Annotated in this window: 14 protein-coding genes and 1 other RNA gene; 7 read left to right on the forward strand and 8 right to left on the reverse strand. The window is 37.3% G+C overall.

Annotation, left to right across the window (positions count from 1 at the left end; all coding sequences use genetic code 11):
* A complete protein-coding gene (locus tag ND855_RS15660; protein WP_265359096.1) occupies nt 1-597 on the forward strand; it encodes an energy transducer TonB in 597 nt (198 codons plus the stop codon).
* Between the two features lie 112 nt (nt 598-709).
* On the opposite strand, the gene ND855_RS15665 is transcribed toward ND855_RS15660, so the two are convergent.
* From ND855_RS15665 to ND855_RS15675, 3 genes are all read right to left on the reverse strand, one after another.
* Nucleotides 710-1,555 (reverse strand): LBF_0142 family lipoprotein, encoded by an 846-nt coding sequence (locus ND855_RS15665; protein WP_265359421.1) that lies wholly within the window; start codon nt 1,553-1,555, stop codon nt 710-712.
* Nucleotides 1,556-1,771: 216 nt separating this feature from the next.
* On the reverse strand, nt 1,772-2,143 hold the full coding sequence (locus ND855_RS15670; protein ID WP_015677288.1) for a phasin-related domain-containing protein: 372 nt from the start codon (nt 2,141-2,143) through the stop codon (nt 1,772-1,774).
* A gap of 154 nt (nt 2,144-2,297) precedes the next feature.
* On the reverse strand, nt 2,298-3,590 hold the full coding sequence (locus ND855_RS15675) for a malic enzyme-like NAD(P)-binding protein (RefSeq protein WP_265359097.1): 1,293 nt from the start codon (nt 3,588-3,590) through the stop codon (nt 2,298-2,300).
* A gap of 134 nt (nt 3,591-3,724) precedes the next feature.
* Here ND855_RS15675 and ND855_RS15680 point away from each other — a divergent pair, with 134 nt between their 5' ends.
* From ND855_RS15680 to ND855_RS15700, 5 genes are all read left to right on the forward strand, one after another.
* Entirely contained in the window at nt 3,725-4,438 is a 714-nt protein-coding gene (locus tag ND855_RS15680) for an MIP/aquaporin family protein (RefSeq protein WP_265359098.1), read from the forward strand.
* 212 nt (nt 4,439-4,650) lie between these two features.
* On the forward strand, nt 4,651-5,514 hold the full coding sequence (locus ND855_RS15685) for a DUF2167 domain-containing protein (RefSeq protein ID WP_265359099.1): 864 nt from the start codon (nt 4,651-4,653) through the stop codon (nt 5,512-5,514).
* A gap of 1 nt (nt 5,515) precedes the next feature.
* On the forward strand, nt 5,516-5,710 hold the full coding sequence (locus tag ND855_RS15690; protein ID WP_265359100.1) for a hypothetical protein: 195 nt from the start codon (nt 5,516-5,518) through the stop codon (nt 5,708-5,710).
* Nucleotides 5,711-5,775: 65 nt separating this feature from the next.
* Nucleotides 5,776-6,528 carry a tetratricopeptide repeat protein gene (locus ND855_RS15695; protein WP_265359101.1) on the forward strand — a complete coding sequence of 251 codons (753 nt, stop codon included), beginning with the start codon at nt 5,776-5,778 and terminating at the stop codon, nt 6,526-6,528.
* A 160-nt stretch (nt 6,529-6,688) separates the two neighbouring features.
* Complete coding sequence (locus tag ND855_RS15700; RefSeq protein WP_265359102.1) at nt 6,689-8,029, forward strand: PAS domain S-box protein; 1,341 nt, start codon at nt 6,689-6,691, stop codon at nt 8,027-8,029.
* A gap of 4 nt (nt 8,030-8,033) precedes the next feature.
* Here the strand turns inward: ND855_RS15700 and ND855_RS15705 are convergent, their stop codons facing one another.
* The 4 genes from ND855_RS15705 to ND855_RS15720 all read right to left on the reverse strand — a co-directional run bounded on the left by ND855_RS15705 (nt 8,034) and on the right by ND855_RS15720 (nt 11,115).
* Nucleotides 8,034-8,468 (reverse strand): LA_2478/LA_2722/LA_4182 family protein, encoded by a 435-nt coding sequence (locus tag ND855_RS15705; protein WP_265359103.1) that lies wholly within the window; start codon nt 8,466-8,468, stop codon nt 8,034-8,036.
* A gap of 103 nt (nt 8,469-8,571) precedes the next feature.
* The gene (locus ND855_RS15710) at nt 8,572-9,309 is read right to left on the reverse strand and encodes a flagellar motor protein MotB (RefSeq protein WP_265359104.1); all 738 of its coding nucleotides are present in this window, start codon (nt 9,307-9,309) and stop codon (nt 8,572-8,574) included.
* Nucleotides 9,306-9,962, reverse strand: coding sequence for an FFLEELY motif protein (locus ND855_RS15715; protein WP_265359105.1), 657 nt, complete (start codon nt 9,960-9,962; stop codon nt 9,306-9,308). The genes ND855_RS15710 and ND855_RS15715 overlap by 4 nt, the downstream gene beginning before the upstream one ends.
* A 7-nt stretch (nt 9,963-9,969) precedes the next feature.
* On the reverse strand, nt 9,970-11,115 hold the full coding sequence (locus ND855_RS15720; RefSeq protein ID WP_407658724.1) for an LIC13341 family surface-exposed protein: 1,146 nt from the start codon (nt 11,113-11,115) through the stop codon (nt 9,970-9,972).
* 97 nt (nt 11,116-11,212) lie between these two features.
* On the opposite strand from ND855_RS15720, the gene ssrA reads away from it, so the two are divergent.
* Nucleotides 11,213-11,562, forward strand: a transfer-messenger RNA (tmRNA) gene (gene ssrA, locus ND855_RS15725).
* Between the two features lie 344 nt (nt 11,563-11,906).
* On the opposite strand, the gene ND855_RS15730 is transcribed toward ssrA, so the two are convergent.
* Nucleotides 11,907-15,482: an SBBP repeat-containing protein gene (locus ND855_RS15730; protein ID WP_265359107.1), complete on the reverse strand. Its 3,576-nt coding sequence runs from the start codon at nt 15,480-15,482 to the stop codon at nt 11,907-11,909.
* Nucleotides 15,483-15,536: the final 54 nt, after the last annotated feature.

Here is a 15,536-nt window from a genome sequence, read left to right on the forward strand (position 1 = left end):
GTGAGCGGAACTGTTGTTACACATAAAAGATCCAAACGAGAAAGAATCCATAGATTCATTGATCGTTATCGTATTGAAACGGGTCTTGCCATTTCCGCCGTTATACAGGCGTTAATCATTCTTTTTTGGTTCACTCCTCATTTGGAAACAGATAGTTTGGATGATCTTGTGGAAGAAGTTGCTTTCATTGACAACGTTCAAATCCAAGAACCGACAACCGATTCCAAACCAACTGATGGTGACTTTGATCTAACTGACAAAGAAAAAGAAGAAAAAAAAGAAGACCCACGTATCGCAGGAGCATCTGATCCAATTGTATCTGGTGCTACTTCACCTGTTGACCTTTCCCCAAATGTTCGTCCAGAATATACATCCGATGCGAAAGCTTTAGGTGTGACGGGAACCATGACATTAGAAGTGATCATCTCCAATACAGGAGAAGTGCTTCGTGTTAGGTCCGTAGGGAAACAGTTAGGTGGTGGATTGGAAGAAGAAGCGATCAAAGTATATCGCAGAAAACGTTTTTCCCCATCCATATTAGAGGGAAAACCAATTACTGTAAAAGTATTGGTTCCGATCCGATTTACATTGAATTAAATCATTGGGGCGAATCCACCACTGTTCCAGTGGTGGACCGGGCTCTACGCTTCAATCTGCAAAGAATGCAGGATTTCCGCTACGATCCCTTTCGCAATTACGTTTAAGGAACTTACTTCCCAGGTTCCGGTAATTCTAATACCTTATCCACTTCTTCCATAGGTTTCACGGGTATTTCGATTTTTTCGATTCGGATTTCATGAACAAAATCCCCATCTTCAAATTTATCTAAAATGGAAATCCTTCTTGGGTATTGTTGGTTATTCCATGGTTCATAAAATCCATATTTTAACACACCTTGGTAAAAACCGAATAATTCTCGGTAGGTAAATTCCATCCATTCCAAAGCACCACTTTTTTTCTCAAAGTATCCAACATACTGATCCGTATCAGGATTGGCGTTCATTTGCACTGATGTGAAATATACTACTTCGTAACTTTGATTTAACTTCTCTTTTGTGCCTGCATATTGGATGATTGGGTAATCTTTTAATCGCCATGGCAAAGTGAGATAAAGGCGTAATGATTCCAAATAAATTCTGACTTCTGTATCATCACTGTACACCTTACCTGTGTCAGATGCAATTTGGTAGGTGGATTTTTTTTCTAAACCATAAATAAGTCCTTTTTTTTCTCCGCCAAGAAACTCAACTTGCATAGCATCTGCTTCAAAATCGAGATACACTCGCATCCTCAACTCAGGCTCTTTGATGGGAGTAAAAAAACGAACAAAGTTAGAATGCCAAACATCCTTGATGATAAATTGAACTTGTTTGTATTGTTTCCAATCACCTGGGGTTAATTCTTTGATAGGAGGTTTCGTAACAACTGCTAAACCCTTCTTTTTCAATTCCAAATCAACTTTGTCATCTGACAAATGAGGTGGTCTTAAATCTGCTGTGCCACAAGAAACAAATAATACGAGAGAAAATAAGATCAGAACATTAGAACGAAACATAAGGGTAACTTGCATCATAAAAGGAAAGATGTCAATAGGGAAAGTGAAAGGAAGTAAACCTTACGCAATGGTTCATTCACATTTCATGTACATCTTAAATCTTTAGACTGGATATGGTGACTCAGTTGGAAGTGATTGTGGAAAGAATGAGTTGAAAAAACAAAGAAGAAAGAAGAGAAAAGGCCGGAGGTCCGACCCTCTCTTTGTAAATGATGATTATGCTTTTGCAGCACCTGTTTTTTTGATCGATTCTGCAACTTCATTGATTTTTGCTTTTACAGATTCAATTTTTCCTTCAGGCATTTTTGCTTTGATTTCTTCAGCAATTTTGTTGTAGTTTTCTACGATTTTAGAACGAGTTTCGTCGTAGTTTTTTCCAGCAACACTAGAGAATTCTTTAATGTCTGTTAGGATTTTGTCCACAGATTGGCGGATTTTTACTGATTCCTCAGTATTGTCTAAAGCACCTTTAGAAACTAACTCATTGTAAGTAGATTCCAATTGTGTTTTTGCTTTTTCTAAACCTTCTTTTCCAGATTGAAAAAGACCGATTCCAGCGTTAAGAATGTCCATGATTTGTTTTTCCATAATTTAGCTCCTGGTTTTCACCTATTTGTGCAATGCACAATACAGTTATGTGCGTTGCACAAATTTAAACAAGTACTTTTTCTAGGGTAGATCGTTTTTTTTGAAAATTTTTTCAGATCCCGGAGGAGACTCTAAAAGAAAGGAATCACCAGGTTTAGATTTCTAAAGCACTGATAGGTTCTTTTTGTTGGGCCATGATGGATTCCAAAAACTTCACGTATGCTTCGCGACCAGGGTATTCCACTTGGTTGACACCGGTTTTGACTGCGGCTTCTGCAACAGCAGGTGCCACATGGTATAACACGCGTTCGTCTAAAGGCTTTGGAATGATATAATCTTCCCCAAATCGAATTTCCAATTGGTTGTAAGCTTCACAAACTTCAACAGGAACAGGGATTTTTGTTAGTTCACAGAGAGCATATGCGGCGGCTAGTTTCATTTCCATGTTTACCACTTTTGCACGGACATCGAGTGCCCCACGAAAGATAAAAGGAAACCCGAGTACGTTATTCACTTGGTTAGGATAATCACTGCGACCCGTTGCCATGATGAGGTCTGGTCTTGCACGTTTTGCATCTGGATAAGGAATTTCAGGGTCTGGATTGGCAAGAGCAAACATCACAGGTTTCTCAGCCATTGTTTTTACCATTGCTTCTGTCACAACGTTAGCAACAGAAACTCCAATGAATAGATCGGTTCCAGGAAAAATATCTTCTAGTGTTTCTGCTTCTGTGTTACGAACAAATGGAAGTTTTGATTCATGTAAATTGGTACGTTTGTGATTGATAACACCACGAGAATCTAACATAAAAATAGATTCGTGTCTCACTCCAATATGAGTTAACATCTCTGCAATGGATATGGCCGCAGCCCCTGCACCATTGATAACAACTTTTAAGTTTTCTGCTTTTTTACCAGTGATCACAAGTGAATTGAGAAGTGCCGCAGTGGAAATAATTGCCGTTCCATGTTGGTCATCATGGAACACAGGTATTTTCATACTCGCATCTAAAGTTTTTTCTATGTGAAAACATTCCGGAGCACGGATGTCTTCCAAATTGATCCCACCAAACGTTGGTTCGAGGGCTTTTACAATGGTGATGAATTTTTCAGGATCTGTTTCGTTGATTTCGATATCAAACACATCGATGCCTGCGAATTTTTTAAATAAGACAGCTTTTCCTTCCATCACTGGTTTCCCAGCGGAAGCTCCAATATTGCCAAGACCCAAAATGGCAGTTCCATTGGTGATGATCCCCACTAAATTTCCACGGTTGGTATATTCATAAACGAGATCAGGTTGTTTTTCAATTTCAAGGCAAGGGTATGCGACACCAGGTGAGTATGCGAGTGACAGGTCATAACTGTTCTCCGTTGGTTTTGTCGGAACTACTTTGGTTTTTCCTTTCGGAAACCTAGAGTGATACTCAAGCGCGTGATTTTTCATGGTCTATTTTCCCATGATTTATGATTCAATGGAAAATCCTAGAATAAATTGAGGGTGTAACCCTTCAAAAAAGGTTGTCAGTGGTTCTATGTCCCTTTAGATAAAGTCCTCACCTTTGGCGTGTGGAGGGTATTTTGGAACTGGTTGGCGAATTTTTTGGAACTGCTGTTTTGATCTTATTAGGGGATGGTGTTGTCGCTGGTGTTTTATTAGAAAAATCCAAAGCTAAAGATGGTGGTTGGATTACTATCACGACAGCATGGGCTTTAGCTGTTTGTTTTGGAGTCCTTGTGGCAAAAGCACTCGGAAGTCCCGGAGCCCACTTGAATCCAGCGGTCACACTTTCTGTTTGTATCCAATCAGGCGACTATTCGATCTTTTTGCCATATTGCCTTGCTCAAGTTGCAGGTGCTGCCCTAGGTGCCTCTCTTGTGTATTTGCATTACCTCCCCCATTGGAAAGAAACAAAAGACCCAGGGAAAATCTTGGCAGTCTTTTCGACGGAACCTGCCATCAAACACACTCTTTCCAATGTCATCAGTGAAGGATTTGGAACCTTCCTTCTCATCCTTGGAATCCATGCGATCTTTTCTCCCACAAACGGCGGGGCAAACGGAATTGCTGGCACGGGTTTTGTCGCCCTTCTCGTTTGGGCGATTGGACTTTCCATGGGAGGAACCACTGGGTATGCGATTAACCCTGCTCGTGACTTAGGCCCAAGGATCATTCACACCATTCTTCCCATACCCAATAAAGGAAATTCAGGTTGGAAATATGCATGGCTTCCCGTAGTAGTTCCGTTAGTTGGTGCGGGAATTGCGGCTTTTGTGATTCGGTGGTCAATTTAAATTCATATAGTAAAATCCAAGAAGCATTTTTTGAATTTTTCTAAAAAGTTTAATAGGTGTTAATCCAAAATGTAACACCTATACAAAAAGATGATTACTCTCCATTTTGTTAGTTGCTTTTTCCTACAAACAAACGTTAGAATGACCTAGTTTGGCAATACGTTTTGTTCCTAGTTTTACTATGCCAAAAGAAATTCACTTGGAGATAAAATATGAGACATTTGACTACAATTCTATTCGGATTGTTCCTTTTCACTTCCACCCTTTTTGCCGAAGATGATATTCTTAAAAAAGTAAACGATCTCAAGTACCAAACTGGCACCGTAACCATTGGCGACAAATTGGCAACAATCAAATTACCTAAAGGTTTTAAATTCCTAGATGCCAAACAAAGCCAATTTGTTCTACATGAAGTCTGGGGCAATCCTTTGAACGAAGGGATCCTTGGGATGTTGTTTAAGTCAGACCAAACTCCCATCAGCGACAACTTTACGTATGCTCTTACCTATTCTTTTTCTGAAGATGGTTATGTCAGTGATTCTGATGCAAACGAAATCAATTATGATGATCTTTTAAAATCTATGAAAGAAGATATTTCAGAAGGAAATGAAGATCGCAAAAAAGAAGGATACCCAACAATGGAACTTGTGGGTTGGGCCAATAAACCATTTTATGATTCTAGTGCTAAAAAACTCCATTGGGCAAAAGAACTCCAATTTGAAGGAGATACAGTCAATACTCTCAATTATAATATTCGAATTTTAGGCCGAAAAGGAATTTTGGAATTAAATGCAATTTCCGACATTGAAAAACTGAAACTTGTCCAATCCGATATCCCTGCCATACTTGCATCCACTGAGTTTAATGACGGAGAAAAGTATTCTGATTATTCTCCAGGTGTTGATAAAATGGCAGCCTATGGAATTGGTGGTCTGATCGCGGGCAAAGTTTTGGCAAAAGCTGGATTTTTTGCTTTGTTAGTTAAATTTTGGAAGATCATCGCGATTGGTGCTGTAGCTGCTCTTGGTTTCCTCAAGAAATTTTTTACAAAAAAAGCAGATAATAGCTCCGTATAACATGAATTCTGTCAAAGGAAAATCCATGCACGAAGAGGCTGATAAGAAAGAATTTATACAAAAATTATTAAAACATATCAATTTGACTAACAAAGTCGAAATTTTTGATTTTAATTCTAAAACTTCTCACATTCACCTTGCCATTTGGATTTTCTTTTTGATATCGATTGTATCAATGTCCTTTTTCCAAATGTAGAAGAATGTGAAATTGTATATTTTACAAAAGCAGTATAAGTCAGCAAACTATAGAGAAAAGGATGTATGAGAAAAATTATTTTAATCACCACCTCCATATTTTGTCTAAATGTACAATTACAATCGGAAGAAACAAAACCAAGTTTAGATTGTACAAAGACAGTTCGTCCCAGTTTTCCGGCAAAAATTGTACGCATGAACCATTTAGATTCGACTCAGAAAGTGGGAGATCGTTTGGAAGCAGGTCAAACTGCAGGAACAATGAGCGAACTACCAGAAGTTGTTTCAACATTATTTGAATCCCAATACAGAAAAGCAGAACAACTTTATTCGGAAAAGAAGTTCGATGAAGTGATTACAATATTAGAACCAACCGTAAAAGTCGAAAAACGAAATCCTTTTTTATGGAACTTATATGCAAGGGCATTGTATGCTGCGAAGCGAAAAAAGGAAAGTTTTGTAGCATACCAAACTCTACTTTCCATTAATGATGCAGAAGAAACCTATAATGAAGATGGTTCACCAAATCTTGTGATCATCGATGTATGGTTTTTAGAAGCGTATTGGAAAATAAGTTCGATCTACCTTGACCAAGGTGAATATGCAAAATCCATTTTTTATAATCGAAAAATGTTAGATATAGTCACTTTTGCAAATAAACAATATAATCCCAATAACATGACCTATAATATAACTGCATTAAGTTATTTAGCAGACGCTTATTATTTCCTAAATTTAAAAGAACCTAACAATTACTATGCTTGTGAAACTTTAAAGTTAGATCCTAAGAATCAATATGTGTTAGAGTTTTTATTATGAGACAGTAATTTTTAGTTTAGATAAAAATCATTCATTTGAGCCGAACTGATAAGTAGAATTACGTATATTTCATAACAAATTCATGCACTATATTAAAATTGAAATCTTGACTTTGTTGAAATTAAAATGAGTTTATCCTAACTGAGGATAAAAAACAAATTTGATCGAACAATATTTTAGAGCAATTCTAGATAATAGCCCAGAAAACATAGTTCTACTAGGGAAAAATCATGAAGTTCTTGCTTTTAACCAAACGATACAAAATGTCCTCTACCAATACCATAATGTACAATTGAAAGTTGGAGATTTATACTATCCTAAATTTGTAATTGAAGAAAATCGAGATTTATATCTTCAAGCGTTTGAATCCGCAATCAAAGGGATCCCATTTACTGTCCAAAATTACACTTCAAATGAAAACGTTTCTTTTTGGTTTGAATACAAAATGCAACCAGTATATATTGAAAACAATTTATTAGGAGTTACGCTAACTGCAAAAAATATCACAGCAGAAAAAGAAGCAGAACTTAAAATTATAGATCTTTCAGAAAAACTAAAAGCAATATTAGACAATACTGCTGAATCAATTACATTACTTGATTTAAATTATAAGATATTAGCCATCAATGAAATCGGTGCAAAAACACTAACAAAGAATACAAATACAAACACTTATATTGGAAACGATTTTCGAGAATTTATACCTGATAAAGGAAATTTATTTTATCAATACTATCAAAATGCAACTAGAGGGGAAAAAAACTCGATCGAAATACCTTATCAAAACTTTAACGGAGAAAGCATAATCTACCAAACAACTTTCAATCCAGTTTATGATAGAAACCAAATTCAGATAGGAGTTTCTATTTTCGCTAAAGATATCACTGAAAAGAAAAGATTAGAAGGATCATTATTAGAAAGTGAAGAAAGATTTCGAAAAATTACCGAACTTGCACCCGTTGGAATTATCATAACTGATGATAAATTAAACATTTCTTATGCAAATACGTATGTGAAAAAACTATTAGGTTATACAATGGATGAACTAATGGTTTTGAGTATTGCCAATATAATTCAAAATATCGTAATAAAAAATAATGAATATATCGAAGTTGATGATCTTGATTTTAGAATAAACGATATTATTTTTGATCAAGAAAATTTTGTGGCAATTCGAAAAGACAAACTAGTTAATAACATAATATTAAGTTCAAATATCATTATTAATCAAAATAAAAAAGGTTACATCTTTATCTTTCAAGATGTTACAGGTATCAAAAGCAAGAATGCAACCATTGAAGATCAAAATAAGAAGCTTAGGGATATTGCATGGTACCAATCACATGTGATAAGATCACCATTAACTAGAATTATGGGATTAATTGCATTATTAGAAGAAACCAAGCTCAGTAAGGAAGAGATCGATTATTGTTATCAATCGATCTTAGACAGTGCTCATGAACTTGATGATGTTATCCACAAAATAGTAAAGAAAATTTAATAAATTATCGATTTTGAATTTGTTGGAACGTAACACAAGCATTGATGGAATCCATTTTTCCAGTTTGTAACTCCGAACAAGTCATGGCCATTACCAACTTGTGGCATTCTATGTAAGACGATTGGATTAACTTAGGATCGTTACCTATCAATTTGTATGCATTACTCTCGCGGAATCGTTTTTGGCAATTCGATTCTTCCAATCGACCTTCGGTAAATTTTTTTAAATTTTCAGGAATTGATTTCCATTCCGTGTCGGCACATTCACGAAATTTTTTACATAATTCAGATGTCAAACCCAAGGATTCATTTTGCCATTCGATGTGATTGATACCTTTTTCTTTTTTGCAAGTTACAAAGAGTAACAATAATAAAAAACATAAACTTGCAACTTGTTTCAAATTGACTCGGTGTTTTGTGACAAGAAGGATTGGATTCATTGTGTTATGCCTGTAAAGATTCTGATTCAAAGATCATTTGTAACTGCTTTGCTATCGTTTTATTCTTTCTAAAATTGAAAAGAAAATTTGTTAACATTTTCTATCATTTTCCATTCTCTGCAGTTTCTTTTTTCCGAATTAAAATTTCGATTCGTTCTTCATTCGCTTTTTTTTCAGGTGTGTCGGAAGTTTTAGATTTTTGAAACATCGCATAACCTTGTACAGATACTTGTTCCTTGGGAATTCCGTATTCGTTTACCAATTTTTCGGCGAGTAAGGAAGCACGATTGGAATGATAATCCCAAGAGTTTTGGAATTTGGATTTATCAATTTGAGATTCGTAAGGAATATGAACACGGACAACAATATCGATATCCATACCTTTCGATAAAATAGCCAACTGTTCAAAGGCAAATTTGAGATCGGGATCTGACTTTAATACATCATCCGAAGCAAGATCGGAACCAGCAAAAGTTAATTTTAACTCTTCTGTTTCAGCAAGACCCAGCTTTAATTTTGCCTTTTCTTTAAGAGTTTTGAGTGCAAAACCAATTCTTTCCCAAAGTCGAAATACTTCCGATTTTGGTACCATCGTATCATCTTCTAAAATCCCTGAACCACCATCAAGAAGTGCACCTACGGAACTTACATTCAATCCAAATCCTCGTTTGATGTCTTTTGCTACTTCGTTCAAACGTTTGGAATCTACTTTACTCACTGCATAAAGAATAATGAACAATCCCAATAGAAGAGTAATCATATCAGCATAAGTTAATAACCAACGATCGTGAGCTTCAACATGTTCTTCTTCTTTGGAAATAAAACGGGATCGTCTTCTCATAATTCCTCTTTAAGTGATGGAAAGGCTTTGTATAAAAAATCCCACTCTTTCTCTTGGACTAATACATAAAATTCATCAAATAATGTCTGATTGACGGGCAAAGTTGCATAATAACCTTGTTCTACTTTTTTAAAAAGTGGATATACTCCAAGTAGTTTTGACATCATCGCAGCTGGTTTAATAATATACGCACTAACTGGTTTATGTGCGAGTTCGTAGAATTTTTTTAAATTGAACAGCACAACTTCTAATTGTTTTTTTCGAAGTTCTCGTTTGTCCAATTCACAAAACAATTGAAAGTATTCGTCTTGGCTAATTTCGTTTCCATAGACCCAACCTTTTGTTAATAAAAGTTTTGCCATTTGGATATCTAGATCATCTGTAATTGAGTTTAATTCCATCAACCTTTCGATACTTTCACGAGTGCCTTCTTTTAGCATATTTTTCACTTTGTCATAAGTTTGGAATGCTAGGTTTTCCCATTCTTCTTTACCATCCAAATTATATACTGTTTCAAAGAAAAATTTTGCCATAGCAATCGTTTCTGATCTATGGAAAAAATCAGTATAAAACAAATGAAACCGTTCCACTTGGACTCGAACAATTTCTCGCCTCGCTACTAAGATTTCCTCTGTGATTTTGTTTGATTTCATTTCAAAATTATTTTGTCATACCATTCAAAATGTATGATGGGAATCCTTGTTGGTCTCTTTCAAAAGGTGCGATTGAATATTGATTGGGAATCGAAATGATTTCTTGGTAAAACTTATATGTTGAACGAAATAAAATTCGAGGAATTGCGGTCGAACTTGGAGTATAGTAAAATTTCACACCATAACGAAAGTTATTTGCCCATCCTTCCTTTGTAACTTCTAATAATGGATATTCCGCTGGGATTTTTTTATTTTGAACCACATTATATACGATATCTCCCTTTTTATACAATCGAACACCTTGTGTTTCATTTGCCAAACGCAGAGATCCTGCATCAGGAAAGGAAAGGGAGAGATATGTTATACTCACATAATTGCCCCTGTTCTTAAGTTGTAAGGTCACAAGAGATTCTTTTCCTATTTCAAACTTTGGTTCTACTTCTAAGGATACAAAAGAAGGAACAGGTTGCATTGGAAGGTTTGCTATCATTTCCCAACCGTTAAAAACAAACTCTTGTGAATAATTAGGATTAGTTGGAAAAATTCGAAATGACTTGTCTTTGGCACTGTATTCAAACTCAACACGTTTGCTGCGTTTCAATTCTTCATGTTCCTTGAGTTGGTAACCGTCCCAAATTTTTTTACCCTTACGGTATCCCATTGGAACAGAAAATAAACCTAACGGTGGTTCCTCGGACAAAACTTCAATGAATACAGAATTAAAATTATCTCCAGGCAGTTCTGCAACGACAACACGTCTCAAACAATCACCAGCAAACGTTGGTTTTTCTTTTCCTGAAATGGATCCAGCCAACCATTTGTTTTGTTTGCCGTCATAATACATAGGTCCTAAATCTTTTAGAAAAAATTCTAACTTCCATAAAAAGGACCAACTTGATCCATCTTTGCGAAATGCGGTCAACACTTCACTTTGCCCAGACTGGAACAAAACAAGCGTTTCCATTTCTTGTGTTTCATCCAAATTGATTTGTTTTTGCCCAAGGATACGGATGGGATCTCCCTCTTCCTTTCCATAAACAGCCAAGCGGATTTCCTTATCGGAAGGGTGTTCCTTTTGGGAACAAAACGGAAAAAAAATCAGGAGAAAAAAGACAAAAAACAATGAATAGAAGGAAGAACGGGAAAAATTCATAAGGATACAATCATTCCAGCACACTAAAACCTCAATTCAACCTTTTTTGCTTTTCGGTACGATCCAGAGGATTATCATCGTCTAAGTAGTAAGAATTGGGGACGACATTGGTTTCGACTGTTGTTGGCTTGGATTCAGTGGCACGTAGGGGTGAGGGACCTCTTAAAAACCTTCAAAACAATAACTGCAAATAACGAATTTGCTCTAGCAGCTTAATTTTAAGCTCTACGGTTTCGGTGGCTGTTTCCTTGGGTGGCCTAGAAACCGACACCTCTCTAAGGACCTTTCGGATTTGTTGCCCGCTTCGAACCGGATTGAACTCTAAGTAGGATAGGAATTAGTCCCCCGTTTGTAGGGTAAGTCTTTCCGAAATTTATTTGCAAACTAAACGTGTAGAAGCTGCATTTGAGGACGATAGGACCCGGGTTCGACTCCCGGCGTCTCCAAAGTTTCATTTTAAATATTTTACAAATCAATTTCATCTAACAAAAAAATTACGACGGGAGTCGAACGACTGCGAGAGTCAGAAACAGTAGCGACCCATAGGGAGCGTGAAGCTGTTTCTGTCGAAGGCAGGATGCCTGAGACCTCGAACAGGACGGGTCGGAGGTTGCCTGACCCGGACGGGAAGGCACCGTAGACCGACTCCCGGCGTCTCCAAAGTTCGGCATTCGCTTCTCGCGTTCGCCCGGCCTTCCATGGCCAGATTACGCACCTGCACCCATCCTCGAAGCAAACACCTTCACTAAGGTTTTCACACTAACGTATAGGGATGTTTGGTTGGTAGAAAGTTACCAGTATTTCACCATGAACAAATCTACCGGGCTAGTCTTTGTTTGCCCATCCAAATTGCCATTAGTAGTACCAGAACAATATAGATTCCCATTTGCATCAGAAGTTACGCCAATACCTCTAGTCATTGCTCCTGATAAACCTAATAGTCGTGTCCATTGTTTAATTCCATTTGAATCATATTTTGTAAGAAATAAATCCAGACTGCCTGACTTGGTTTGTCCATCTAGGTTTCCCGATGTATTACCACTTGTGTAAATATTCCCATCAGGATCAGAGGTAATTCCATTTGCTTGTGTTTGTTGGTTTGCAACACCTAACAATCGTGTCCATTGCTTGATTCCATTGGAATCATATTTAACTACAAAAGTATCTGCACCACCAGTTTTCACTTGTCCATCCAGATTTCCATACGTAAACCCTGTGATATATATATTTCCATTGGAATCTGAAGTGATACCTTTTGCATACGTGGCTGCACCAGCTACTCCCAAAAGTTTTGTCCATTGTTTGATACCGTTTGCATTGTATTTCACAACAAACAAATCGGGAGATCCGACAATCGTTTGTCCGTCAAGATTTCCGTATGCATTTCCAGTGGAGTAAACATTCCCATTAGAGTCAGACGTAATACTGATACCTAACGTTTGTTGACCTGCTACACCCAACAATCTTGTCCACTGTTTGACTCCAGCGTCATTGTATTTTACAATCAACATATCTCTAGTACCAGTTATTGGTTGTCCATCTAAACTACTATCAGTGAATCCAGTCGCGTAAATATTTCCATTGGAATCTGATGTTATACCACGACCAAATGTTTCCTTTCCTGCACCACCTAACAAACGTGTCCAAAATTTCGAGCCATTTGTATCGTATTTTATAATAAAAGCATCAAACGTGCCGTTTAATGTTTGTCCATCCAGATTTCCTGAAGTTTGACCGCTTGCGTAAACATATCCATTTGTATCAGTAGCAACATACCATCCAGTTGTTTGTTTGCCTGCAACACCTAATATACGTGTCCACTGCTTAACTCCATTTGAATTGCTTTTGACAAGTATAAAATCAATTGTCCCAGTTAATGTTTGTCCATCCACACTAACATTTGTATCTCCGATCGCATAAACATTACCATTTGCATCAGATGTTACACCTCCATTGCCAACAATTCCACCAGGATCAAAACCAAAAAGTCTCGTCCATTGTTTGACTCCTGAAGGCCTAGTGATTGTAATAACAACAGATTTTACATTCAAAGAATTGGTTCCACCACAACTACCTTTGTCATCTGTGAAAGAGAAAAGAACTGTATAATCTCCTGGAACATCTGGAGTAAATGATGCGACTTTGGTATTCCCTCCCGTGATACTGGTCGTGGAAATTAAGGAAGTAGGAGGTTTGTTTAACACAGACCAACTATAAATATAGTTGGATGCATTTGCACCACATGCAACTGCATCTGGATCTCCCGATAACGAGGCATTCAATACAACTGAATCTGGAAGGACACCAGACAAAGTATCCGAAAGCGTAATATTAGGTGGAAGATTTTTACGTAATGTTGTTGCTGTAGTCATTCCATTCCAAGTGCTATAATTGTTGGATTCATCGACCGCAACGATACAAAAGTAATAAACAGTATTGTCTCCCAAATTAGAAACTGTAAAACTGAGTGGCGTTCCAGAAGGATTAGAGGCTACAGTATTGGGAACCAAAACGGCACTGCGACATTGAGTATCTGTTAGGATTGGACTAGTTGATCTAAAAATCTCATAACTTTGAGCAGAACCTAGATTTCCATCATCACCTACGGCAGTCCAATTCAACTGGATTTTATCAATACCTAAACTTGTTGCTGTAACACTTACTATATCTGCGGGAGGAACCATATCTGGGGTTGTATATGTTTTAGCAGAAACCGTTCCATTCCATTGGTTAAAATTTCCATTGTCATCTACTGCCCTGATACAAAAATAATAGAGTGTATCAGGCGTTAAACCACCAACATCTAACTTTTCCATTACTCCAGCAATTTTTGGTGTGAGTGTATGATTGATCAAAATACCATTACAATTGTTATTATTAGAAATAACATTAGTTGATCTAAAAATTTGGTAAGTCACAGCACGACCAAATTGATTGTCATCCCCTGGAGCCAGCCATTGTAATTGGATTTTGTTTGAAGCAATTGGATTGGCAACAAGTGTTGTGATATTATTTGGACCTAGCGTATCAGCAACAACAGCTGTTGCCGTGACATTGAAAACTCCCACACTAGCGACAATTCCTGCTGCTCCAGGTACCGAAGGTGTGAAGGTACTCATGTTCATTGTACCAACCGCGCCACCTCCAAGTCCTATACCTGTGGTGACAAAGTTTGCGTTAACATAACGAGGTGAGCCACCAAAACTTGCGCTAACTCCGAAGATCACTTTTTCTGTTAAATCAAGACTTACATTTGCTGGAAATATTTGAAGAGAGTCAATGGTCGGATTGCCTTCTCCATTTGGAGTATAGTCAGATCCATTGGGAATTCCATCACCATCGGTATCTGTAACACCAGACGCATCACTCGCGTTCGTATCACTTTTCCCATTATCCCTTTCCCATGCACAAAGCAATCCATCGTTATCCTTATCTCGATCGTAGTTGGTAATATAAAGTGTATTATTGGAACTAGCTGGATAATTGAATACTCCTGTTGAAGGGACAAGACTGGTTTGTCCAAAAGAATCAGAAGCTGAAATTTGCATTTGAATTCCGCTCGAACTCATTGCTTCATAAGGAATATTCGCTGCATACCAATCCGTTGTCCCCTCTCGTGTCATGGGAATCGCAACCGATCCTCCATTCGCGGGACCTGTTATCAAATAAACCTGTAATGTATCTCCGTCTGGGTCAACCACTCTCGATCTAAGTGAATAAGGAAGGTAATCACAACCTGCTTTGAAATAATAAAATGCGCCAAGATTGATTGGAGGTTGATTTCCAGGAGGAGGAGTCGCAATTCCAAAAATAGAGAAGGTTTGTGTGTTAAAAACAACTTTATCACCTACAACATTTGTCTCATGTGCCATCCAACTTGGAAATCGCCCAGAATCTTCACTAACACTAGTTCGACTGTACGAAAAACCCAAACTCTTTGCTTTCGTTAGATTAAGACTCTGTATTGTTGAAGTATCGAGAGACATACTTACTGTTACAGGTTTTTTAAATCGATAAGAAGGAGTAATTTCGTATGAAAAGCTCGTTGGTATGTAACTGCCAGGATAAGAATTAGTGGCCGGTGTATACTTTTCAATTGTAAATGCAACTGTCTCAGTCACTGCCCCTTCAGGAATGTCAATGGTGATCATCCCATCACTCGAACGTATGGAAGTACCACTCATGGTAGCCACACCACCTCCAGCGGGCACTAAATTTTGTGCCCCACCAATTGAAACACCAATGGCACTTAACATAAGTTGAATGAAACTTTTACCATCGGATGATTCCCCATTCGTATTCATGAAAGGTGTGAGGATACAATTTGAAGAAAAGAGTAAAAAGAAGAGGAAGTTCAGAAGTTTCATTTTTGACCTTTCGATTGTATTTTTCAATTTGCTGCCAAGGATTTACCAATTTGT

This window comes from Leptospira paudalimensis (genome assembly GCF_026151345.1).
Classification (GTDB): domain Bacteria; phylum Spirochaetota; class Leptospiria; order Leptospirales; family Leptospiraceae; genus Leptospira_A; species Leptospira_A paudalimensis.

Excerpts from the sequence above, each read along its gene's own strand:
- ND855_RS15665 (WP_265359421.1), bottom strand. The coding sequence starts at position 1,555 with ATGTTTCGTTCTAATGTTCTGATCTTATTTTCTCTCGTATTATTTGTT.
- ND855_RS15670 (WP_015677288.1), bottom strand. The coding sequence starts at position 2,143 with ATGGAAAAACAAATCATGGACATTCTTAACGCTGGAATCGGTCTTTTT.
- ND855_RS15675 (WP_265359097.1), bottom strand. The coding sequence starts at position 3,590 with ATGAAAAATCACGCGCTTGAGTATCACTCTAGGTTTCCGAAAGGAAAA.
- ND855_RS15685 (WP_265359099.1), top strand. The coding sequence starts at position 4,651 with ATGAGACATTTGACTACAATTCTATTCGGATTGTTCCTTTTCACTTCC.
- ND855_RS15690 (WP_265359100.1), top strand. The coding sequence starts at position 5,516 with ATGAATTCTGTCAAAGGAAAATCCATGCACGAAGAGGCTGATAAGAAA.
- ND855_RS15695 (WP_265359101.1), top strand. The coding sequence starts at position 5,776 with ATGAGAAAAATTATTTTAATCACCACCTCCATATTTTGTCTAAATGTA.
- ND855_RS15705 (WP_265359103.1), bottom strand. The coding sequence starts at position 8,468 with ATGAATCCAATCCTTCTTGTCACAAAACACCGAGTCAATTTGAAACAA.
- ND855_RS15710 (WP_265359104.1), bottom strand. The coding sequence starts at position 9,309 with ATGAGAAGACGATCCCGTTTTATTTCCAAAGAAGAAGAACATGTTGAA.
- ND855_RS15715 (WP_265359105.1), bottom strand. The coding sequence starts at position 9,962 with ATGAAATCAAACAAAATCACAGAGGAAATCTTAGTAGCGAGGCGAGAA.
- ND855_RS15720 (WP_407658724.1), bottom strand. The coding sequence starts at position 11,115 with ATGAATTTTTCCCGTTCTTCCTTCTATTCATTGTTTTTTGTCTTTTTT.
- ND855_RS15730 (WP_265359107.1), bottom strand. The coding sequence starts at position 15,482 with ATGAAACTTCTGAACTTCCTCTTCTTTTTACTCTTTTCTTCAAATTGT.